Annotated in this window: 24 protein-coding genes; 22 read left to right on the forward strand and 2 right to left on the reverse strand. The window is 34.2% G+C overall.

The features are described from left to right. The first annotated feature begins 47 nt into the window (after positions 1 to 47). Genes BSEPE_RS03520 through BSEPE_RS03605 form a run of 19 tightly spaced genes read left to right on the forward strand, consistent with a single transcriptional unit; the run spans position 48 to position 18,171 of the window. The gene (locus tag BSEPE_RS03520; protein ID WP_066044193.1) at positions 48 to 878 is read left to right on the forward strand and encodes an ABC transporter permease; all 831 of its coding nucleotides are present in this window, start codon (positions 48 to 50) and stop codon (positions 876 to 878) included. A gap of 13 nt (positions 879 to 891) precedes the next feature. Then, on the forward strand, positions 892 to 2,196 hold the full coding sequence (locus BSEPE_RS03525) for an ABC transporter ATP-binding protein (protein ID WP_066044195.1): 1,305 nt from the start codon (positions 892 to 894) through the stop codon (positions 2,194 to 2,196). A 16-nt stretch (positions 2,197 to 2,212) separates the two neighbouring features. Further along, positions 2,213 to 2,299 (forward strand): NAD-dependent epimerase/dehydratase family protein, encoded by an 87-nt coding sequence (locus tag BSEPE_RS08005; protein ID WP_157059406.1) that lies wholly within the window; start codon positions 2,213 to 2,215, stop codon positions 2,297 to 2,299. A 10-nt stretch (positions 2,300 to 2,309) separates the two neighbouring features. Continuing rightward, entirely contained in the window at positions 2,310 to 3,089 is a 780-nt protein-coding gene (locus tag BSEPE_RS03530) for an FkbM family methyltransferase (RefSeq protein WP_162262085.1), read from the forward strand. Positions 3,090 to 3,102: 13 nt separating this feature from the next. After that, positions 3,103 to 4,149: a glycosyltransferase family 10 domain-containing protein gene (locus BSEPE_RS03535; RefSeq protein WP_066044199.1), complete on the forward strand. Its 1,047-nt coding sequence runs from the start codon at positions 3,103 to 3,105 to the stop codon at positions 4,147 to 4,149. Then, positions 4,130 to 5,611: a hypothetical protein gene (locus tag BSEPE_RS03540; protein ID WP_066044201.1), complete on the forward strand. Its 1,482-nt coding sequence runs from the start codon at positions 4,130 to 4,132 to the stop codon at positions 5,609 to 5,611. Before BSEPE_RS03535 ends, BSEPE_RS03540 begins: the two co-directional genes overlap by 20 nt. Next, positions 5,608 to 6,450: a glycosyltransferase family 25 protein gene (locus tag BSEPE_RS03545; protein ID WP_066044203.1), complete on the forward strand. Its 843-nt coding sequence runs from the start codon at positions 5,608 to 5,610 to the stop codon at positions 6,448 to 6,450. Before BSEPE_RS03540 ends, BSEPE_RS03545 begins: the two co-directional genes overlap by 4 nt. 16 nt (positions 6,451 to 6,466) lie before the next feature. Continuing rightward, positions 6,467 to 7,150 (forward strand): FkbM family methyltransferase, encoded by a 684-nt coding sequence (locus BSEPE_RS03550; RefSeq protein WP_066044205.1) that lies wholly within the window; start codon positions 6,467 to 6,469, stop codon positions 7,148 to 7,150. A gap of 38 nt (positions 7,151 to 7,188) precedes the next feature. Continuing rightward, the gene (locus BSEPE_RS03555; RefSeq protein WP_157059382.1) at positions 7,189 to 7,926 is read left to right on the forward strand and encodes a hypothetical protein; all 738 of its coding nucleotides are present in this window, start codon (positions 7,189 to 7,191) and stop codon (positions 7,924 to 7,926) included. A 4-nt stretch (positions 7,927 to 7,930) separates the two neighbouring features. After that, entirely contained in the window at positions 7,931 to 9,160 is a 1,230-nt protein-coding gene (locus BSEPE_RS03560) for a glycosyltransferase (protein ID WP_066044208.1), read from the forward strand. Then, positions 9,153 to 9,977 carry a glycosyltransferase family 2 protein gene (locus tag BSEPE_RS03565; RefSeq protein WP_066044210.1) on the forward strand — a complete coding sequence of 275 codons (825 nt, stop codon included), beginning with the start codon at positions 9,153 to 9,155 and terminating at the stop codon, positions 9,975 to 9,977. Before BSEPE_RS03560 ends, BSEPE_RS03565 begins: the two co-directional genes overlap by 8 nt. Beyond that, a complete protein-coding gene (locus BSEPE_RS03570) occupies positions 9,974 to 11,017 on the forward strand; it encodes an EpsG family protein (protein WP_066044211.1) in 1,044 nt (347 codons plus the stop codon). Before BSEPE_RS03565 ends, BSEPE_RS03570 begins: the two co-directional genes overlap by 4 nt. 42 nt (positions 11,018 to 11,059) lie before the next feature. After that, positions 11,060 to 11,860 carry a glycosyltransferase family A protein gene (locus BSEPE_RS03575; protein ID WP_066044212.1) on the forward strand — a complete coding sequence of 267 codons (801 nt, stop codon included), beginning with the start codon at positions 11,060 to 11,062 and terminating at the stop codon, positions 11,858 to 11,860. A gap of 29 nt (positions 11,861 to 11,889) precedes the next feature. After that, positions 11,890 to 12,624 carry a glycosyltransferase family 2 protein gene (locus tag BSEPE_RS03580; protein WP_408065660.1) on the forward strand — a complete coding sequence of 245 codons (735 nt, stop codon included), beginning with the start codon at positions 11,890 to 11,892 and terminating at the stop codon, positions 12,622 to 12,624. 39 nt (positions 12,625 to 12,663) lie between these two features. Beyond that, a complete protein-coding gene (locus BSEPE_RS03585) occupies positions 12,664 to 13,701 on the forward strand; it encodes an MraY family glycosyltransferase (RefSeq protein ID WP_066044215.1) in 1,038 nt (345 codons plus the stop codon). Continuing rightward, the gene (gene galE, locus BSEPE_RS03590; RefSeq protein WP_066044217.1) at positions 13,698 to 14,720 is read left to right on the forward strand and encodes a UDP-glucose 4-epimerase GalE; all 1,023 of its coding nucleotides are present in this window, start codon (positions 13,698 to 13,700) and stop codon (positions 14,718 to 14,720) included. Before BSEPE_RS03585 ends, galE begins: the two co-directional genes overlap by 4 nt. Next, the gene (locus tag BSEPE_RS03595) at positions 14,720 to 15,154 is read left to right on the forward strand and encodes a low molecular weight protein-tyrosine-phosphatase (RefSeq protein WP_066044219.1); all 435 of its coding nucleotides are present in this window, start codon (positions 14,720 to 14,722) and stop codon (positions 15,152 to 15,154) included. The genes galE and BSEPE_RS03595 overlap by 1 nt, the downstream gene beginning before the upstream one ends. A gap of 58 nt (positions 15,155 to 15,212) precedes the next feature. After that, a complete protein-coding gene (locus BSEPE_RS03600; protein WP_066044222.1) occupies positions 15,213 to 15,974 on the forward strand; it encodes a polysaccharide biosynthesis/export family protein in 762 nt (253 codons plus the stop codon). A 4-nt stretch (positions 15,975 to 15,978) separates the two neighbouring features. Then, positions 15,979 to 18,171, forward strand: coding sequence for a polysaccharide biosynthesis tyrosine autokinase (locus tag BSEPE_RS03605; RefSeq protein WP_066044223.1), 2,193 nt, complete (start codon positions 15,979 to 15,981; stop codon positions 18,169 to 18,171). 328 nt (positions 18,172 to 18,499) lie between these two features. On the opposite strand, the gene BSEPE_RS08265 is transcribed toward BSEPE_RS03605, so the two are convergent. Then, positions 18,500 to 18,640: an IS3 family transposase gene (locus tag BSEPE_RS08265; protein ID WP_408065661.1), complete on the reverse strand. Its 141-nt coding sequence runs from the start codon at positions 18,638 to 18,640 to the stop codon at positions 18,500 to 18,502. 186 nt (positions 18,641 to 18,826) lie between these two features. Between BSEPE_RS08265 and BSEPE_RS03610 the strand changes: the two genes are divergently transcribed. Beyond that, positions 18,827 to 19,150, forward strand: coding sequence for a hypothetical protein (locus tag BSEPE_RS03610; RefSeq protein WP_157059383.1), 324 nt, complete (start codon positions 18,827 to 18,829; stop codon positions 19,148 to 19,150). Here BSEPE_RS03610 and BSEPE_RS03615 read toward each other — a convergent pair. Beyond that, entirely contained in the window at positions 19,147 to 20,322 is a 1,176-nt protein-coding gene (locus BSEPE_RS03615; RefSeq protein WP_066044227.1) for a pyridoxal phosphate-dependent aminotransferase, read from the reverse strand. The genes BSEPE_RS03610 and BSEPE_RS03615 overlap by 4 nt on opposite strands. A gap of 52 nt (positions 20,323 to 20,374) precedes the next feature. Here BSEPE_RS03615 and uvrB point away from each other — a divergent pair, with 52 nt between their 5' ends. Together uvrB and queE are read left to right on the forward strand one after the other, a co-directional pair. After that, a complete protein-coding gene (gene uvrB / locus BSEPE_RS03620; protein ID WP_066044229.1) occupies positions 20,375 to 22,372 on the forward strand; it encodes an excinuclease ABC subunit UvrB in 1,998 nt (665 codons plus the stop codon). Further along, on the forward strand, positions 22,369 to 23,007 hold the full coding sequence (queE, locus tag BSEPE_RS03625) for a 7-carboxy-7-deazaguanine synthase QueE (RefSeq protein ID WP_066044231.1): 639 nt from the start codon (positions 22,369 to 22,371) through the stop codon (positions 23,005 to 23,007). Before uvrB ends, queE begins: the two co-directional genes overlap by 4 nt. Positions 23,008 to 23,018 lie beyond the last annotated feature (11 nt).

Genomic DNA, 23,018 nt, shown 5'->3' on the forward strand with positions numbered 1-23,018 from the left:
GATAATACCCGTAATTTTTTACATGAGCGAAATAGGCACAAAGAATAATGAGTAACAAAGATTTTGACATAATCATAGAATCAGGAAAAACTGAACGCCATTATTGGGCAAATTTATGGCATTATCGAGAATTGTTTTATATTCTTGCTTGGCGAGATATTGCCGTGCAATACAAACAAACGGTTATTGGCATTTTGTGGGCGGTGTTACGACCAGTTCTTACCATGGTTATTTTTACCGTTGTTTTTAGTAAAATAGCCAATTTACCGAGTGAAGGCGTGCCTTATCCAGTGTTTGTTTTTGCGGCAATGCTACCTTGGACATTTTTTTCGACTGCTTTTTCAAGTTCTAGTAACAGCTTGGTCAGCAATGCTAATTTGATTGGCAAAATTTATTTTCCAAGGTTAATTATTCCAGCAGCCTCTATTATCGTTGCTGTAGTAGATTTTCTCATTTCATTTGTGATTTTAATTGCACTTATGTTTTGGTATGACTTTTTTCCAACTTGGCATATGTTGACATTGCCCTTCTTTTTGTTGCTTGGCTTTTTTGCTGCTTTTGGAGCAGGTCTTTTTATTACCTCACTTAATGTTAAATATAGAGATTTTAGAATTGTCATTCCTTTTATTGTGCAATTGGGTTTATATATCTCACCAGTGGCATTTAGCACAACTTTAATTCCAGAAAAATATCAAATATTTTATTATTTAAACCCCATGGTTGCGGTAATTGATGGTTTTCGTTGGGCGGTTAGTGGGGGTAAGACAGTATTAAATATGACAGAGATTTATGTGAGTATTTCTGTGGTTATTATTTTATGTATTCTGGGTGTTGTCTATTTTAGAAAAACTGAAAAAGTTTTTGCAGATGTTATTTAAAGTGGAAAAATAAATGAGCAATATAGCCATGAAAACCGAAAATCTCGGTAAAAAATATGCCATCAGGCATGAAAGTCAGGAAAGCTATAACACCTTTCAAGGTGTTTTGGTTCGGGGTACTCAAAAAATTATCACCACACTTAATCCATTTCAAAAATCACCGCCAAGCAACCATACGACCGAAGATTTTTGGGCATTAAAGGACATTAATTTTGAAATTAATCAAGGTGATAGGGTCGGTATTATCGGGCCCAATGGTGCAGGTAAATCAACCTTATTAAAAGTCTTGTCTCGTATTACTGAACCCACTGTAGGAAAAATAAGCATTAAAGGCAAAATCGCCAGTTTATTGGAAGTTGGTACAGGCTTTCATCCTGAATTAACAGGACGGGAAAACATATTCTTAAACGGTGCAATCTTAGGCATGAGCCGACAAGAAATTAAATTAAAATTTGATGAGATTGTAGATTTTTCAGGGGTTGAGAAATTTTTAGATACCCCAGTCAAAAGATATTCTAGCGGTATGTATGTCCGCCTTGCTTTTGCAGTGGCTGCCCATTTAGAGCCGGAAATACTGATTATTGATGAAGTGCTGGCTGTTGGTGATGTAGAGTTTCAAGAGAAGTGCTTGGGTAAAATGAAAGATGTTAGCAAAGAGGGGCGAACCATCCTTTTTGTGAGTCACAATATGAATGCAATAGAAGAATTATGCAATCATGCGATTTTAATAGACAAAGGCAAACTGGTTGAAAAAAATAAAAATGTTCGCCAAATTATTAATGAATATCTTTCAGGTGGCGAATATGATATGCAAAGCGAATGGATTAATCAACATGACGAATATAAAAACGACTATTTTCAAACTGTTCGTTTTGCTATAGAAGATCAACAAGGCAAAGTTTTAACCCAAGCAATGAGAAACGATGAAGATGTTAATATTGTTATTGAAGGTCAGGTTCAGCGGTTGCATACAGCCTTGTGCGTGGGGTATGCTTTGTTTAATGAAAATAATATACCTTTGTACCGGAGTTCGTTCACTGACAAACCCCCAGGCGAATGGTTAAAAATCCATAAAGGCAAAAATATATTAACCTCAAAAATTCCCAAAAGATTGCTAAACGAAGGCAGATATAGAATGGAACTTTTTATTTCATTGTATTGTATAAGTTGGATTAATAAACCACAAGAAAATACCCCAGCACTATTTTTTGAGATTCAAGGAAGGTTGAGCGATTCTCCGTATTTGACGAGTAAACGCGACGGTGAGGTTTTGTCTCCTATTTTGGACTGGAAAATTAAAGGGCACCCTAAAGCATAATACAACTTTGTGACAGATGAATAAATCTAAAAAAATATTAGTAATAGGCGGCGCAGGCTTTGTCGGAAGACATCTTTGCCAACGATTAGCACAAGACAAATAAAATGATTTTTATGTTAAAAAAAATAGCGAAAAAAATAACGCCAAAACTTTATGCTAGATTAGCAGAAATTAAAAGTGAAAGAAAATTGGAATCGTTTAAAAAGAAGTACCCCGAGGTAAAGATATTTCAAAACGAAGGTAAAGGCAATAGAAAACTACATTCCCAATCAAACCAAGATTATATAGTGTATGAAAACTTTTTTAAAAATAATAGAGAGGGCTTTTTTTGCGATATTGGTGGCAACCATCCTTTAAAAATAAACAATACACTGTATTTTGAAAATCTTGGCTGGAGAGGGGTGGCATTTGAACCGTTGCCCTATATGGGCGAGTTATGGGCTAAGCACAGAAAGGCTAAATTATTTCCTTTTGCACTCTCCGACAGAGAAGGCGAGGTTGAATTTACGGTGGTTAAAGATGCAACAGGATGGGAAGACATGCTTTCTTTTGTGACAGAAACAAGGAATGCAGAGTTTGACTATGAAACAGAAAAAATAACTATCCAAGCAAAAATTTTTAAAGTGATTATGGCGAAAGAAGGCATTAGCCATATAGATTATTTATCTTTAGATATTGAAGGTCACGAAATGAATGTTTTAAAAGGTATCGATTTTAGTAAAGTCAGGATTAATGTATTAACCATAGAAAATAATTCAATAGATACACTATGGGGAGATGAAAATATAAGGGAAATAATGTTTGAAAATAATTTTATATTATGGGGTAGAATAATGGGGCTGGATGATATTTATGTACATAAAGATTTTATTAAAAATTTAAAAAACAATTAAATTAGCTATTTAAATGAACTCAAAGAAAAACATAAAATATATTTCATTGGTAGTAGATAAAGTCTATCAAAACAATAAAATTTTTAGCTCACACGAGGCTACAAGAATAAAATATTGCACTTTAAAAGAGGAGTTTTTAAAATTGGGTTATGAAATAAATACTCATGATCTTAATGAAAATAGAGATGTAGAAATTGCTATTTATTTAGATATTCCCAATAATTTTTTAAATGTTTTTAACGCCAATATTAGAAATTACGCATTACTTATAGAAAGCCCTTTATCAAATAATAGTAATTTCAATCATACCTTGTATCAATATTTTGATAAGATTTTTACTTGGAGTAATGATTTAATTAAAATCTATCAAGAACAAAAAAAGTTCGTTAAAATAAATTACAGTTTTGATTTTGGAGTTTATCAACCTGTAAATATTAAACAAAAAGAAAAGTTATGTGCATTAATTAACGGTAACCGCGCATCAAATGCTAAAGATGAATTATATTCAAAGCGAGTGGAAATAATAAGATGGTTTGAGGAATATCACCCAAATGATTTTGATCTTTATGGTAGAAGTTGGAACGACACTAATTCTAGATACGGATGGCTTAATAAATTAACTTCGTATAGAATGGTTGCAAAAATTTATTTAAAAATGAGGGGTAGACATTTCCATCCTGCGTATTGCGGGACTGTTAAAAATAAAATATCTGTACTATCTAAATATAAATTTTCAGTCGCCTTTGAAAATGTTCAAAATGCTTCGGGATATATAACTGAAAAAATATTCGATGTTTTTTTCTCCAATTGTGTTCCTATCTATTTAGGTGCAAATGATATTTGTGAGGTTATTCCTAAAAATTGTTTTATAGATATGCGTGATTTTAATGATTATGAGAGTCTGTATTTTTATATAAAAAATATGACGGATGATGATTATATTCAATATTTAAACCATATTCAAAATTTTCTTTTTAGTGCTGCAAGTGATAAATTCAAAATAGAAACTTTCGTAGATACTGTCATTAATGGAGTGCTAGATGATAAAAAATATAAGTGAAATAAAAAAAAGAATTGAGCTGCATTTTCACGATAATTTGCATAATGAAGAATATAAGATAAAAAACATACCAGCAATAAGATTGCTAACTTGGAATAGGTTCGACTTGGCTTTCAAGTTGTTATATTTAGAGATGTTGGATTGTGATTTGGTGTTTTCAAGAAAGATATACGCTGAGCACATAAGAGCACTCAGTCTAGGAAAATTTACAGAACCTGGTAATGACAGTAAAAATAGTATAGGAAAATTTATAGATGAATTTGACGCTATTTTTAAATCTATTAAAAACAGTGGTTTCGATGCAGGCAAAACTGTAATACCACTTTCGCACAATAACACAATCGCAAATGGTGCACACAGGGTCGCCAGTGTTATTTTTTTAAATAAATCTATCGATTGTGTGCAAATAAATACAAATAATCACAGATACGATTATCGTTTTTTTTACGATAGAAATATGTCTAATGAGGTGTTGGATATAGGCGCTACTAAATTTATAGAGTATGCTGATAATGTGTTTATCGCTTTTATTTGGCCTACAGCACAAAAGCATGACCAAGAAATAGAAAGTGTTATTCCTAATATAGTGTATAGGAAAGAGATAAAGTTAAACCCAAATGGTGCACATAATTTATTATCTCAAATATATTATGGTGAAGAGTGGGTTGGAAATGTGGAGAATGATTTCAAAGGCGTCAAAGCAAAACTTTTAGAGTGCTTCAAGACTTTTGAGCCAATAAGGGTGGTGGCTTTTCAGGCTGAAGATTTAAATGAAGTTGTCAAGATAAAAGATAAAGTCCGTGATATTTTTAATGTAGGCAAACATTCAATTCACATAACAGATACAAAGGAAGAGGCTATCAGAGTTGCAAGACTAGTCTTCAATGACAATAGTATTCATTTTCTAAACCATGCCAAACCAAATAAATATCTTTCCACATATGAGAAAATAAATCAATTTAAAAAATTTCTTAAAAACAACAGTTTAGACGCATCAAATGTTCTATTAGACTCAAGCTTTATCCTTTCTTTGTATGGGTTGAGAGAGGCCAATGATATAGATTTTTTTGTAGAAGGCGAAGTGCAATATAATGATAACGAAATAAATACCCACGACGAAGAATTAAAACACCATAGAGAATCTAAAATAGAAATGATACGCAATCCAAAATTTTATTTTTATTTTGATGATTTAAAGTTCATTTCATTCTCTCAACTTTATACGATGAAAAAAAATAGAGCTGAAGAAAAAGATATCAATGATTGCAATATGATGAAAGCGTTGATAGAAGGAAATAAACTCAAAGAAAATTTGATTAGATTTAAGCAAAAGCTATATTATAAAAAAATTCAGATTCGAAACATTCGAAACATTTGTAGCAGTGGAATTATGACTTCTTTAAAGTTTGTTGGGTTGTTTAATGTTGTTCGAAAGTTTTATCGTTTAATAGTGAAAAAATGAATAACTCAATACCCCCTGTCTTTATTGTCAATCTTAAAAAAGATATAGAAAAACACACACATATGCAGGCACTCTGCCAACGGTTTAATTTACAAGCCGAGTTTGTTGATGCCGTGGATGGAAGGCAACTTAAAGAATCCGAGATTAACAGTGTTTTCTCTCAAGAAAATGCGATACAAAATATTAATAGAGAGCTTACAAAAGGTGAAATTGGTTGCGCCTTGAGCCATAAAAATATTTATCAAAAAATGATAGATAACAATATAGAAAATGCTTTAATTTTAGAAGATGATGTTGATTTTGACGATACATTATTGGATTTACTGTCAAGAATTGATGATTTCCCTAAGGATTGGGAATTGATGCTTTTGGGGCATTTCGGATGCATTCGTATAGATAAAGCAACAGAATATAGTTTTTGGTATAAGAAAAAATTACATAAAAAATATATTATTAGAAGACCATCTGAAGAGGGGCATGGAACTCATGGGTATTTGTTAAACAACAAGGGAGCAAAAAAATTCATTAACATTTTAAGTGAAATAGCCTTACCCATAGATCATTATACGGGTGATGATAAATGTACTAATTTATATATTATTCAACAACCCGTTATCACTCTGAATAAAAAATTAGCTAGCAATAGTAATCTACAAGCGGATAGAGAGAAAATGGAAACAAGGCATAAGTCAAACTCGCAAGGAAGATTTAAGGGAAAGTTATTGAATCTCGTTAAAAGGTATTTGATTTTGTTAAAACTTAAAAATAAAGTAGATGCACTTCGATTAGATACTAAAATTTTTCTTGCTAAAATAAAGTTTTTGAGATGGTATTTTTAAAGAAAAAAAAGTTTTTATGCAATTCAACAGAATTAAAAAAATAGCGCATATTGTCAGAATGTTTTTTACCAAAAAGCAAGGTATTCTAGTATATGTCGGTGCACATTCTGGAAACAACCTCTCGTCTATTTTTCGAAAATATGAAAAATGTTACGCTTTTGAAGCAAATCCAGAGCTATACACTTTATTGAAAATAAAATTTAATAAATACCCTAGGGTTTGTATTTTTAATTTTGCCGTGGCTGATTATGATGGAGAGATAGATTTTAATATCAGTAATAATGGTGGCGCAAGTTCATCTATTGGCAATTTTTCTAAAGACTATAATGCCAGTATAAAAATGGTTAAAACCATCAAAGTGAAGTGTATAATTTTATGTAGCTTTTTGCAAAAACACAAGGTAGACTTTATAGAGGATTATATTAGCGATATTCAAGGCTATGATTTAGAGGTATTAAAAACATTAAAGCCTTATATTAATGAAAAGAAAATAAAAAATATTACATGTGAAGTTGGCAAGAGTAAAGACAGGCAAGTATATAGCGACCTCCCAGAAAACAATAAAAATGCTTTTGATCTTTTTTTAAATGATAATTATGAATTTGTTGCACAAGGGTGGGGAATTCTTACTGATGGAAAATTTCATCAGGTTCCAGAAACATGGTGGGATATGGATTGCAAGTGGAAGATAAAAGGATAGTGTCACTTATAAAATCCAGTTTTTAAGGTAAATTTAATTTGAAAAATATTATTTCTTATTCGCTGTATGGCGATGATTCTATGTACATATACGGAGCCATCCAAAACTCTTTATCGGTAAAATATTTTTACCCTGAGTGGGTTGGTAGGTTTTATGTAAGTTCAAATGTTGCTAAAGATGTGGTTGAAGAGTTGATTAAAAATGGCTCTGAAGTAGTTATAGTGAATGAGTGTGAAAATAATTTATCAATGTTGTGGCGTTTTCGTGTTTTTTCAGATGAAGATGTTGAGTGTGCAATGATTAGAGATGCGGACTCAAGGTTGTCTAAAAGAGAAGTAGGCGCGGTAAATGAATGGCTTGATAGTGGAAAAGACTTCCATATCATGAGAGATCACCCCAATCATCAGGCTCGTATTATGGGTGGTATGTGGGGAGCTAAAGTTAATGCCCTTAGAAATATAGATGAATTATTGATTTTGGCCAAAGATTATTTAAAGGATGAATATGGCGGGGATCAATATTTTCTAGCAAAATATGTATATCCGTTAACTATCGATAACGCCTGCATTCATGTTAGTTCTAATAAATTTGAAAGAAAAGGAAAACACTTTCCAACAACAAGAAAAGATAATTTATTTGTTGGCTTAGTATTTGATGAGTTTAACAACCCTAAAAAGGAACAAATAGAGATGTTAATCAAATATGAACAGGATCATTTTTTTAGAATGGTATTTAATTTGAAGCTTTTTATTAAAATAAAGTTAAAAATGATATAAACATATGAATGTATTAATGGTGACGAACACATATTGTGAATCGACGGCTGCTTATAGATTGCATAAGGAGTTACATAATCAAGGTGTTAATGTTAAACTGTTAACTCTAAAGAAGTCAAACGATGACTGGACAGTTATATCTCCTTCTTCTAGAATAGAAAAGTTTATTAACATTCTAAGGTCTTACGCAGATCAAATACCCGTTAAATTGTATAAGTACAAAAGCCAAACTTTATTTAGCCCGTCTTGGTTTGGTTTTAGCAATATAGTTCACAAAATCAATAAGATAAATCCTGATATTGTCCATCTTCATTGGATAAATGGTGGAATGATGCGTATTGAAGATATTGCCAAAATAAAAGCCCCAATTGTTTGGAGTTTGCATGATAATTGGGCTTTTACAGGTGGATGCCACATTATGTGGGAGTGCGAACGGTATAAGAATAATTGCGGATCTTGCCCAAGATTGGGCAGCAATAAAGACAATGATTTAAGCAGAAAAGTGTTTAACCGTAAACAAAAAGTATTCAGTCAAAAAAAAGACATTACCATTGTTGGTTTAAGCCATTGGCTGAATGAATGCTCGAAAAATAGTGCGCTTTTAAAAGATAAACCTCACATAAATCTACCCAATCCTATAGATATCAATGTATTTAAGCCTTTTGATACAAATACATCTAGGGAACTTTGGAATTTACCCAAAGATAAAAAGTTGGTGTTATTCGGTGCTAATAGTGCTACAAGCGATATCAATAAAGGCTTTAAAGAATTAAGCGAAGCATTACGCCAATTGCAAGGTAAAAATATAGAATTTGTGGTATTTGGCAGTAGCGAGCCAAAAAACCCTCAGGATTTTGGCTTTAAAACCCATTATTTAGGGTATTTACACGACAGTGTAAGTTTAACAACGCTTTATAGTGCCGCAGATGTGATGGTGGTACCCAGTTTGCAAGAAGCGTTTGGACAAACGGCATTTGAGGCAATGGCTTGTGGAACACCTGTTGTGTGTTTTAACGCAACAGGACTTAAAGATATTGTTGACCATAAAAAAAACGGCTATTTAGCAAAAACATTTGATACAACAGATTTAAAAAATGGCATAGAATGGGTTTTAAATCATGATAATTACGATGAACTTTGCAAAAATGCAAGAGAAAAAATAGTAAAGAAATTTGATAGCAAAATAGTGGCAGAAAAGTATATTGAGCTTTATAAAGAACTTTTAAATGACTAGTCAATCAAAAATTTCAATAATTACTGTTGTTTTTAATGATGCTGATGGCTTGTTAAAAACAATTAAAAGTGTAGTTAATCAAACTTATAGTAATATTGAATATATCATTATTGATGGGGGGTCAACGGATGGCACAGTGGACATCATTAAGAAATATGAAGATAAAATTACCCATTGGGTGAGTGAGCCTGATGCGGGTATTTATGATGCGATGAACAAGGGTATTGATTTGGTGAGCGGGCAGTGGATTAATTTTATAAATGCAGGAGACAATTTTTTTGATACAAGTATCGTAGGAAAGGTGGTGCCTTTACTGGATAATGATATGTGGGTAGTATATGGAGATACTGTTCTTGATTATGGGGCTTACACATCTTTAAGGATAAATTTGGATTTATCCAATATGTATTATGGGCAGGTATTGGGGCATCAAAGTTCTTTTACTAATGCCATTTATCAGAAAAAAAATCCATTTAGTTTGGAATATAAAATTGCAGGTGACTATGATTTTTTCTTAAAGGCTTATATTGAGAATAAGAATAAATTTAAGCGTATTTCGCTAATTATTAGTATTTTTTCAATGAATGGGGTGTCTAGTAATAATGAAGTAAGTTCGACATTGGAAAGAATAAAAATTCTAAAAAAAATTAAACAATTTAAAATGAAGGTTCGACTTTCTTATTACCTGACTCTGCTAAAAATTATAATAAAGAAAAATTTACCGTTAAAAATAGTAAAAAGACTCAACACCAGGAGTAAGAGTAAAGAATCTATCAAAAATTTTAATACGGTAAAAAATAAATCAGGAATTGAATGATGGTACCCTATATATTTTTTTATTTATTTATTCTATCTATTGGATTGTGGAACACTAAAAAAACAAATTTTAAATATAGTATATTGTTTTTTTCTGTATTTATTTTTTCTGCTTTTAGGTTTGATGTTGGTTATGATTATGAAAATTATTACAGAATAATATTGGATTTAACGTCTGTAAGTTATACACAATTTGAGTCTATACCCAGGTATGCCGCAGAATTTTCCAACTATAGTGGCTTTACTCAGTTATTCTTTATTTTTACTTCATATGTTATTGTTTATAGTGTTCACTATATCTTAAAAAACTATAGTAAAGATTATTTTTTATCACTACTGATTTTTATCTCCATTCCTTATTTTTATTTAATGTCTTTTAGTGTTATAAGGCAATATTGTGCAGTAGCAATAGTTTTTTATGGAATCAAGTATATTTTTCAAAGAAATTTTTTCCTCTATGTTGTTACAGTGATATTGGCATCAATGTTTCATTACAGTGCAATTATTACTATCGTAATTTATTTTTTAAATAGAATCAACTTAAGTAGATTTACCTCCATTGTTTTAGTCGTCACCTCATTTTTTGTCACCCCTATTTTATTTTATGTTATGACACAGATACCTAGGTATGCCGTGTATGCTAGTTACAACAGTGGGGCAGGAGTTGGTATGCAATTATTTTTATTATTAATGTCTGTTGTTTTTATATTTTTCTGTAATTCTTTTAAAACTATAGAGTCAAGGTTTTACTACAATGTATTTATTGTAGGTGTTTGTACATATAATGCATTTATTTTTGTAGGAGATGTGGCTGCAAGAATATCTTATTATTTTATTATTTATTTAATTTTATTAATTCCAGAATTGCAATATAGATTTAAAAAGAAACAATTTTACTTTGTGGTAATCTTATTTTCAATTTTTATGTATTCTATTAGCTTCTACCTCTCATTTAAAGAGCCCACTAAGAATTTTCTTGTACCATACCAGTTATTTTTATTCAAAGATGCTGGTGATTTGAAACAAGTTACGATACTATAGATTTTAACTTTATCACAATAAAATATACCAGATATTAAAATTATGAACAAAAAAATCGCAATTATTATCCCTACTCATAAACCACAAACATACCTGAAGAGGTGTTTGGACTCCCTTGAAATGCAGACTTTGCCTAAGGAAAAATTTTGTGTTTACATTGCTTTGAATGGAGACAGATACCCCTATGAAAATGAAATATTGCCCTCGCTAAAGCTATATAGTTTTAATTCTAAATACATCTATATCAAAGAGTCGGGCGTATCTAATGCTAGAAATAAATTAATTAATTACTCTAAAGAAGAATTTATTACTTTTATTGATGATGATGACTTGGTATCGCCTAATTATCTGAGTAACTTATTAGAGGTTTCCACGCAAGAATATGTAGGAATCGCTAAGGTTTATAATTTTAGGAAAAGTATTAATATCTTAACAAGTCATTCTATAGGGCGATTGTATGAAAAACTTTCTCCATCAGAAACATCCAAGCTTAACACTCGTAAATATTATTCTCCTATATGTGCAAAATTAATTCACAGGAACATAATAGGTGACACTCGATTTGATACGCATTTAAAAAATGGTGAAGACAGTTTATTTATGGCTACTATTTCTAAAAATATAAAAAAACTTTGTAAGCCTTGTAACGAAGCTTGTTACTATGTTTATGAACGCCCTAACTCGGCAAGTAGAAGAAAAACCTTATTTAGCTACCGGCTTAAAAATTCTGCGTATGTAATTAGAGAATGTTTTAAATTATTAATGTTACCAGGTTATAATAAATTATTTATTTTAACCAGAATCCTTGCCACACTTAAAAAACTCATGATGGGGCTGAATTAAATATGTGCAATAAAAACATTGAGAATTTGGTGTCAATCATCACTCCATCATATAACTCGGAAGATTTTATTTCCTTTACAATAAAATCAGTTTTAGATCAAACTTATCAAAACTGGGAAATGATTATTATTGATGATTGTTCTGCTGATAATTCGACTGAGATTATTCAGGGCTACATTCAAAAAGATAGTCGAATTAAATTGATTTATACAAAGAAAAATAGCGGTCCTTCGGCTGCTAGAAATCTAGCCATTGAAATATCTAAGGGCAGGTATATTGCCTTCCTTGATGCGGATGATATATGGTTGCCCCATAAGTTAAAAACTCAAATTCAATTTATGAATGATAACAATCTATCTTTTACTTATAGTTCTTATTATTTAATTGACGAAAAAGGCAAGGATTTAGGGGTTTTTAATACCAAGAGTAATATTAGTTATACAGGCATGCTTAGAACTTGCAGTGTAGGCTGTTTGACCGCTATTTATGATACGCAAAAAATAGGTAAACTTTATATGGAGGGTGTTTTTGGTCATGAGGATTATACCTTGTGGCTGAAAATATTAAAAAAAGTTGATTATGCTTATGGAATACAAGAGCCATTGGCGAAATATAGAATATTGAATAACTCTCTTTCTAGGGATAAAATACAGGCAGCTAAATACCAGTGGCAAGTCTATAGAAAAATAGAGAAGTTAAGTTTAGCAAAAAGTTTGTATTATTTTGTGCAATATGCTTATCATGGAGTTAAAAAATACAACTAACAAGGGTAAAATTTAATTTTTTTTCATCACTCTAAAATCTTGCAAGAACCTTTAATTACTTTGTTGTTTTCTTTGTCTTTATCGGCTTTGATAGTTGTTTTGGCGTATAAGAAAAATTGGTTTTTAAATCATCATGATTTAGAAGGCGTGCAGAAATTTCATCATCATCCAACGCCACATGTGGGTGGTCTGGCAGTTTTCTTTGGAATTTTCTTGGGGTCTTTTTTGTTGGACTCTGATACCCGGGAAGTTTTTCAGCCTATATTATTGGCATCGTTGCCGCTATTTATTACTGGCGTAATTGAGGATTTTAGTGCAAAAATATCGCCTTTATGGCGTTTGATGGCTATCTTTATTTCTATTGCTGTCAGTTTCTTTTATCTAAATATCGGGGTTTATTCTTTGGGTTTTGCATGGATGGATAGTCTGTTGTCTTATCCATTTATTAGTTTGCTGTTTACACTGTTAGTGGTGGGAGGGGCAGTGAATGCTTTTAATGTGATTGATGGTTATAATGGGTTGATGTCAGGCTATGTGCTACTTGCATTAGCGGCAATGGCGTTTGTTGCTTATATTGTAGGCGATGTGTTGATATTGCAATTGTGTTTGCTTTTGGGTGCGTCTATTCTAGGATTTTTCTTGTTGAATTTTCCACTGGGTAAAATATTTATGGGGGACGGCGGGGCGTATTTTATTGGATTTATATTTTCAATGGTTGGGCTGTTGTTTGCTAGTCGTCATGCAGAAATATCGAATTGGTTCGTGCTTTCGTTGTTGATGTATCCGATGTATGAATTACTGTTTAGTATTTACCGTAGAAAATTTATTCAAGGCACTCTTGCTAGTCAGCCTGATGCTTATCATTTACATACACTTATCTATAACATCATTGTAGTCCGCAATCCCGACGGTGATAAAGTCTTGAATAATAGCAAAACCTCGCCATATTTATGGTTATTATCTTTGACAAGTATCATTCCAGCAATGTTTTGGTACGACAACAAGATTGCACTAATTGCATTGGTGTGTGGATTTATGTTGGTTTATACGCTTATATATCGCTTTATTAAATTATGAAAAAAATATTAGTAACAGGTGGCGCAGGCTATATTGGCACACATACTTGCATTGAGTTGATTGAGGCGGGGTATGAAGTTGTGGTGGTGGATAATTTGTGCAATGCCTCAAAGGAAGGGTTGAAGCGTGTTGAAGAGATTGTAAATGTGGAGATTCCCTTTTATCGAGTGGATGTGCGGGATAAAACTGGGTTGATAGAGGTTTTTAAACAACATAAATTTGATGCTGTGATTCATTTTGCTGGGCTAAAAGCCGTCGGTGAATCGGTGGAAAAACCGATTGAATATTACGATACCAATGTAGGTGGTTCGTTTATCTTGGCTGAAGTGATGCGGGATTTTAACTGCAAGACTTTTGTGTTTAGCTCTTCGGCGACAGTGTATGGAAATCCAAAGACAGTGCCTATTAAAGAAGATTCCCCATTATCGGTAACCAATCCTTATGGTAGGTCAAAACTGATGATTGAGGAATTTTTACAAGATGTATTTGTCGCAGATGAAACTTGGCATATTGCACTACTTAGATACTTTAACCCAATAGGTGCACACAAAAGTGGATTGATAGGCGAAGACCCAAACGGCACACCTAACAATTTAATTCCCTATATTTCACAAGTAGCCATTGGGAAATTAGACAAACTCAGTATATTTGGTGGTGATTACAACACACCTGATGGGACGGGGGTGCGTGATTATATTCATGTTATGGATTTAGCCAAAGGGCATGTTCGGGCATTGCAAGCATTAGAAAATAAACCACAGGTATTGATTGTGAATCTAGGCACGGGCAATGGTTATTCCGTATTGGATATGGTAAAAGCTTTTGAAAAAGCATCAGAAAAAACGGTGGCTTACAAGATTACCAAGAGAAGGGCGGGTGATATTGCCGCTTGTTACGCCGACCCGACTTATGCTATTGAAATTTTAGACTGGAAAGCCGAGCGTGAATTGGATAAGATGTGCCAAGACACTTGGCGTTGGCAAAGTGCTAATCCGAACGGCTACCCAAGGCACAAGTAATGTTTAATAATATTTTAATGGTATGCGTAGGTAATATTTGTCGTAGTCCGATGGCTGAGGCATTGTTGCGGAATAAATTAATTCAACGAAAAAGTTTAAAAATAGCTTCTGCAGGAGTTGGGGCTTTGGTTGGGCACAGTGCCGATACCATTGCACAAGCCTTAATGCTGGAAAAAAATATTGACATTTCCACGCATAAAGCACGCCAATTGGACGGCGAATTATTAAGTGAATATGATTTAGTATTAGTAATGGAAAAAGGGCATATTGACGCGGTTCATCATATTGCCCCATTATCAAGAGGTAGGGTGCATTTACTAGGAAAATGGAGTGATTTTGAGATTTCTGATCCTTATAAACAACCAAGACATGAGTTTGAAGTAGCACTTGAATTGATTGAACGCGGTGTGGATGAATGGGTAAATAAAATTTAAAGTAGTCTTGACATATTCGGTAAAATAACACCTTTTTAAAAGATAGAAAAACGAGATAATGCATTATTTAAAACTTACAATATTGTTCGCTGCCACCTTAATATTAACTGCCTGTTCTCCAGGTATGAAAATGGATAAAAATATCTATGATGGCGATATGTCTGATACTATTTTAATCACGCCAGATTTGGTTAAAAAATTAAATGTTAATCATAAAAACAACCCTATTTATAAAGTTGGCAGGCAGGATGTATTGTCGGTCAAAGTTTGGGGCGATGAAGGTCTAAGCGCTGTTAATGATAATAAAAATGCCAATCAAAAAGTTGATGACTTAATTGTGCAAAATAGCGGGGAAATTTTCTACCCCTATATCGGCAATATTAAAGTTATCGGTAAATCCATTGAGCAAATCCGTATCCTACTTACCCAAAAACTTAGTAAATACATTACTAATCCTCAAATTAGTGTGAGTGTTAGTCAATACCATTCAAAGCGTGTGCATATTATGGGTGAGGTGCGAAGACCCAAAACTTATGTAATTACTAATGTACCAATGAGCCTTCTAGATGCAACGCTGTTGGGTGGTATTGATAATGCTACAGCCGATACCCAGCAAATATATGTAATTCGTCGCTTTAAGAAGGATAAGCCAAAAATTTATCAATTTAATGGCGAATTCGCTGATACCATGCTCTTGGCAGGGCAATTTTATCTAAAACCTAACGATGTGGTATTTATTGCCCCTGCTGGCGTCGCATCATGGAATCGTGTTATTAGTAATATTCTTCCGTCAGCCAATTTAAAGGCAGCAACTAACTAATCATATGGATACTCCAACACATACAAACCAAAATCTATCACTTGAGGGCGAAAATGAGATTGATTTACAGGAATTATTTGGCACACTGGTAGAAGAAAAATGGCTCATTGCTATTGTTACTGCTGTTGCTTTTGCTGTTAGTTTATTTTATGTCTTGGTCGCTACTCCAATTTATCGGTCTGACACAATTTTACAGATTGAAGGTAAACCTAACAATACATTGGGTTTAGGTGGTTTGAATGGCTTTTCTGCCAGTTCACCTACTTTGGCAGAAATTGAAATCATAAAATCGCGCAATATTATTGGCAAAACAATTGACGAACTTAATTTAGACATTCTGGTTAAGCCTGATTATTTTCCCATTATCGGTGCAGCAATTGCGCGTAGAAATAATGACAAGAATATTACCCAAGATAGTAGTTACACTGGTTACGCTTGGGGTGGTGAACGCATTAAGATTGAGCAACTTACTCTGTCTCGACTTTTACAAGAAGATGGTGTTACTTTAGTTGCACAAAAGAATCAAACATACGACATTCTTAATACACAGGGAGAAGTTTTATTAACAGGAACAGTAGGAGAATTAGCACAAAATCAAGACATTGCTGTGTTCATTTCAGAGTTGATTGCTCGAATAGGGACTGAGTTTAGTCTATCAAAAGGTAATCGGATTCAAATTGTTAATAACTTGAAAAACATCATTAATGTAATTGAGTTGGGTAAAAAAACAGGTATTTTAAGTATCAGTTTAGAAGGGGAAGATTCGGCATTAATTAGTCGTATTATTGACAGTATTGCAAATTTTTATTTAAGGCAAAATGTTGAACGCACCTCGGTAGAAGCCGAACGCAGTTTGATTTTTTTGCAAAAGCAAATTCCTTTGATTAAAGATGAAATGGAAGCGGCTGAAGTTGAACTTAATAATTATCGCGGTAACAAAAGATCGGTCAACTTAACTTTAGAAACACAATCTTTGCTTAATCGAATTATTACTATTGAAACGCAGATTGCTGAGTTAGAAGTAAAGCGTTCGGATTTGTCCAAAAAATACACCGATATCCATCCGATTATGGTAACACTAACAAACCAAGAGGTCAAACTTAAAGAGCAATTAGAGCAAATTAATGCCAAAGCACATAGTTTGCCAAAAACACAGCAAGAAATATTACGCCTGTCTCGTGATGTAGAAGTGGCAACAACAATTTATACGCAATTATTGAATAAAACTCAAGAGTTAAAGGTTGTCAAAGCAGGCACGGTGGGCAATGTGCGTATTATTGATAGTGCATTCACTGCTGAGCATCCTATCAAGCCTAAAAAATTACTGATTGTATTTATTAGTACGCTATTGAGTTTGCTTGTAGTTATCGTATGGGTACTTGTGCGTCGTTTTATGAATAAAGGTGTGGAAGATTCTGATTTAATTGAACAAAATATCGGTATTCCTGTGTATGCCAATGTGCCACTCAGCCCATCACAAACATTGCTCAGTAAAGATAGAAATACAGGCAAAGTCAAGCATGCTATTTTATGCGAACAAGACCCTAAAGATATTTCCCTTGAAGGTTTGAGAAGCTTACGCACTAATTTACATTTTGCCTTGCTTGAAGCCAAGAATAACATTGTGATGATAACGGGTCCAGCCCCAAGTATTGGTAAAAGTTTTGTTACAATCAATTTCGCCCATGTAGTCGCCCAATCTAACCAAAAAGTGCTAATTATTGACGCAGATATGCGTAAAGGACATATTCATGAAGAATACAATATATCGCGTAGCCCTGGTTTAAGCGAGTTAATTGCTCAAAAAGTTGATACAAAAAAAGCTATTCGCAACAGTGGTTTCAAAAATGTTGATATTATTACTACGGGTAATCTGCCGCCAAACCCTTCTGAATTATTGATGCACGAAAACTTTGCGAAAACTTTGGAGCGCCTATCTAAAGAATATGATTTAATTTTAATTGATACGCCCCCATTACTTGCCGTGACTGATGCTGCTATTATTGGTAATCTATGTGGAACAACCTTTGTTTTGTTGCGTTATAGCGCACATTCAATGTCAGAAATTCAAGCCACTATTAAACGACTTCGGCAAAATAATATTGAGCCACGGGGCTTTATCTTTAATGCCTTGCAGCCACGCGTAGGTTATGGAAAATACGCACATTATCATTATGAATACAAATCTAAGGATTAAATAAAAGCAATATTTTGCCTGATAATTGTTAAGTAGCAATATATAGAAATGTTAAGTATTTTTTTTGAAAAAATAAAAAAGTGCTTGTCTTTAAAGGCCTTACTCGATTATAATGTTATGTAATAAATATAATAATGTTAAGTAATGTAAACTAAAATTACAATACTAGAGCCTCAGTGGGCAGGCTCATTGACCAGCCTAATTTTGGAATTAGAAAAAATTAGAACCAAGCAGTTGCTTTCAACTGTGCCGCCCAGTATCTTTATTCAATTAAATACATCACCCCAAAACCTCAAACAACTTTCTAAATTTTCTCATATAGCAAACCCTAAGAAGCCCTCTTCTTTTTCTGATTCAATTTTATACTTTCTTGATACACATCCATTGGTTTTTTATATTTCAATGTTTCATGGAATCTTCGGTGGTTATAAAACTCAATATAATCATCTACATCCGTGGTTAAGTGTATTTGGTTCGTTTTTTACTCATTTTTTTACTCCGATTTTTTTTATTTAGTTTAACGGGTTTGAAATAAGAAAGTTTAGGTTGTTGTTTGAAATTGTTGGGGTGATAAATCTTAAATTGGGTTGAATATTTTTTAAGCGGGTTAAAGAATGAAATTGAAAAAATTGACATCTTGTTAAATGTAGATTATGTGAGAGATAAGTTGTTACTGCCAGCATTAAAGTTTGCATTAGATAGGCAGATAATTAATGAATTAGAAAATGATATTTTGCAATACTTAGTACGACAAAATGATATGAGTATTCGTGCTACGGAACTTGATAGGTTTGGCATTAGTCGTTCGATCCAAAAGTCTAGAATGATTAAAAAACTTAAAAAAGAAAAGTTAATAACGGCCACTAAAGAAGGGGGAAGAATCTATACAATTAACTTTTATAAAAGTCCAATTCTTAGAGGGGTTGTTAAAGCGTTGAGCAATAATGGCTTTGTTGCTGATTTTTTGAATAACAACTAAATCTTACTGAGTTTCTCTATAGCCAGTTTGATATTATCCATACTGGTGGCAAAGGATAAGCGCACATAACCTGCAGCACCAAAAGCAGAGCCTGGAACCAGGGCGATATTAAGTTTTTCCAGGCAATAAGTGGATAATTCCACATCATCTTTTAAGCCTAAGCGCTCAATTAGACCTTCTACGCGTGGGAACGAATAAAATGCACCTTGTGATTTAGGGCACTCAACACCATCAATTGCATTGAGTGCATCAACAATAAAATCATGGCGCTGTTTGAATGCCGCCACCATAGTATTAATAATTTCTTGTTCACCCGTTAAGGCTTCTAATGCCGCTGCTTGAGCGATAGAACAAGGATTTGAAGTGGATTGACCTTGGATTTTTTTCATGGCTTTAATGATGGTTTCTGGACCTGCACCATAGCCGATGCGCCAGCCAGTCATGGCATAACTTTTAGAAACGCCATTTAGGATAATTGTACGGTCTTTTAAATCATTGTCTGCCATGACGATATTAACAAAATCGTCGTCACCCCAGCGAATATGCTCATAGATATCGTCAGTGATAATAAGCACTTGCGGGTGTTTTTGCAACACGGTTGCTAAGGCTTGTAATTCCGCTTTGTTATAGACTGCACCTGTTGGATTAGAAGGGCTGTTAAGGACAAATAATTTGGTTTTGTCGGTGATACTAGAGGCTAATTGTTCAGGGGTAATTTTAAAGTCTTGCTCTAAGCCTGTTTCTACAATGACGGGTGTAGCATCTGCCAAAATTACCATGTCAGGGTAACTAACCCAGTACGGTGATGGGATGATGACTTCGTCATCTTTATCAAGCACCGCTTGGCAGAGGTTGTAAAACACTTGTTTGCCACCTGATGAGACTATAACTTCGTTCATATTGTAGTCTAAACCGTTGTCGCGTTTGAATTTGGCAATGATGGCTTTTTTTAAATCTGGGGTGCCGTCAACGGCTGTATAGCGAGTTTGACCGTTTTTGATGGCAGCAATGCCTGCGTCCTGGATGTTTTGTGGGGTGTCAAAATCGGGTTCGCCCGAACCCATGGGGACGATTTGAACACCTTGCGCTTTGAGTTCGTTGGCTTTGGCAGTAACGGCTAATGTGGCAGAAGGTTTAACTTTAGCAACTCTGCCGGAAAGGATGTTGTTCATATGCTTTAAATTGTTTAAAATTGATGGGTTATGATAATCAAAAAATCGTTGAATGGGTAAGAAATTTCAATTAGAATCGCAATTTTCTCCAATGGGAGACCAGCCAAAGGCTATTAAGGCGTTGGTAGAAGGGATTAATGCGGGTGAAAAATTTCAAACATTGCTTGGCGTTACAGGGTCTGGTAAGACTTTTACCTTGGCAAATGTTATTCAACAGACTAAGCGTGCAAGTTTAATTATAGCGCCAAATAAAACGCTGGCGGCACAGTTATACAGTGAAATGAAAGCATTTTTCCCCAATAATGCGGTGGAATATTTTGTTTCTTATTATGATTATTACCAGCCAGAAGCGTATGTGCCAGCCAGTGATACTTATATTGAAAAAGATTCGTCGATTAACGAGCAGATTGAGCAGATGCGTTTGAGTGCAACCAAAGCATTATTGGAGCGAGATGATGTGATTATTATTGCCAGTGTGTCGGCAATTTATGGCTTGGGAGACCCTGATAGCTATATGCAAATGTTATTGCATTTGAGTGTTGGTGAAATTATTAATCAACGAGAAATCTTATCTCGTTTGTCGCAGATGCAATACAGCCGCAATGATGTAAGTTTAATGCGTGGTAGTTTTCGCGTAAAAGGTGAGGTGATTGATATTTTCCCCGCAGATTCGGAAGAGCAGGCATTACGCATTGAATTGTTTGATGAAGAGGTTGAGGCAATTTATTGGTTTGACCCGTTAACAGGCGAGAAATATAAACGCTTACAGCGTGTTAGTATTTACCCAAAAACGCATTATGTTACGCCAAAATCCAAGATTTTGAATATGTTAGAAGACATTAAGGCCGAGTTAAAAATTAGACAAAAAGAACTGCTATCGGCAAACAAATTGGTGGAGGAGCAACGCTTAACACAAAGGGTACGGATGGATATTGAGATGATGAGCGAATTAGGATATTGCAATGGCATTGAAAATTATTCGCGTTATTTATCCAATAGAAAAGCCGGGCAACCGCCACCGACATTGTTGGATTATTTACCTGAGGATGCCCTGGTGATTTTGGACGAGTCGCATGTGACAGCGAGTCAGATTGGCGCAATGTATAAGGGTGATAGGGCGCGTAAAACCACCTTGGTAGAGTTTGGTTTTCGCCTACCATCGGCACTTGATAATCGCCCATTGAGGTTTGAAGAATTTGAGGGAAAAATTCATCAATGTCTATTGGTATCTGCTACGCCAGCACAGTATGAATTGGATATTTCCAGTAGGATTGTTGAGCAAGTGGTACGCCCGACGGGTTTGTTAGACCCTGAAATTGAAGTGCGCCCCGTGGAAACGCAAGTCGATGATTTATTGAGTGAAATACACAAACGAGTTGAGATGGGGGATAGGGTGTTGGTTACTACTTTAACCAAGCGAATGAGCGAACAATTAAGTGATTATTTAAGTGAGCATAATGTTAAAGTTCGTTATTTACACTCTGATATTGATACGGTTGAGCGAGTAGAGATTATTCGCGATTTGCGTTTGGGTATTTTTGATGTTTTAGTGGGTATTAATTTACTTAGAGAGGGCTTAGACATTCCAGAAGTCTCGCTTGTTGCTATTTTAGATGCTGATAAAGAAGGTTTTTTGCGATCCGAACGCGCTTTAATTCAAACCATGGGTAGGGCGGCTAGAAATATCAATGGGCATGTGATTTTATACGCCGATAAAATTACCAAATCCATGCAAAAAGCAATGGATGTTACTACTGATCGCCGTGAAAAACAGCGAGCGCACAATAAAGCTAACGGCATCACCCCAAAAAGTGTATCCCGCCCAATCGTCAATATTTTAGACACCGATGATGCTATGGTTGCCGATCCAGAGGGTGAATACGATACCCAGGTCATACAGCAACTATCCCCTGTGCAACTTGCTAAAGCGTTAAAGGCATTAGAAAAAGAGATGATTGGTTTTGCAGAGGAGTTAAAATTTGAACAGGCAGCTGACATTCGTAATAAAATTAAAAAATTAAAAGAGACGCAATTCAAATCAGGACTATGAAAACAGAACTTAACATCAATGAAATATTTTACTCCCTGCAAGGGGAGGCTCGCGAAGTGGGGTTACCGACGGTATTCGTGAGGTTGACAGGCTGCCCGTTGCGTTGCAGTTATTGTGATACCGAGTATGCGTTTAAGGGCAGTAATTTGTTGAGTATTGATGATATTGTTACGGAAATACAGCGTTATAAAACTAAGTTAGTTTGTGTGACTGGAGGCGAGCCGTTGGCACAGATTAATTGCCATATTTTGTTAGATAGACTTGTCAAAGAGGGTTGTCAAATTTCATTAGAAACCAGTGGAAGTATTGATATTCAGGGTGTCAATCCGGCTGTGTCGATTGTGATGGATGTAAAAACGCCGAGTTCTGGGGAAGTTGGCAAAAATTTATACAGTAATATTAAAAAACTAGAAATTAAAGATCAGTTGAAGTTTGTTATTGGTTCAAAATCTGATTTTGATTGGAGTGTTAATATTCTTAGTCGATATCCAACACAGGCAGGCGTGTTGTTTTCGCCAGTATTTGAAGCGCTTAAACCTGTCGATTTGGCAGATTGGATTTTAGAGAAGCAACTCAATGTGCGTTTACAAGTGCAAATGCATAAGCTTTTGTGGGGCGATCAAAAAGGCAAATAAATTTGGTTTCT

Source organism: endosymbiont of Bathymodiolus septemdierum str. Myojin knoll (assembly GCF_001547755.1).
Taxonomy (GTDB): domain Bacteria; phylum Pseudomonadota; class Gammaproteobacteria; order PS1; family Pseudothioglobaceae; genus Thiodubiliella.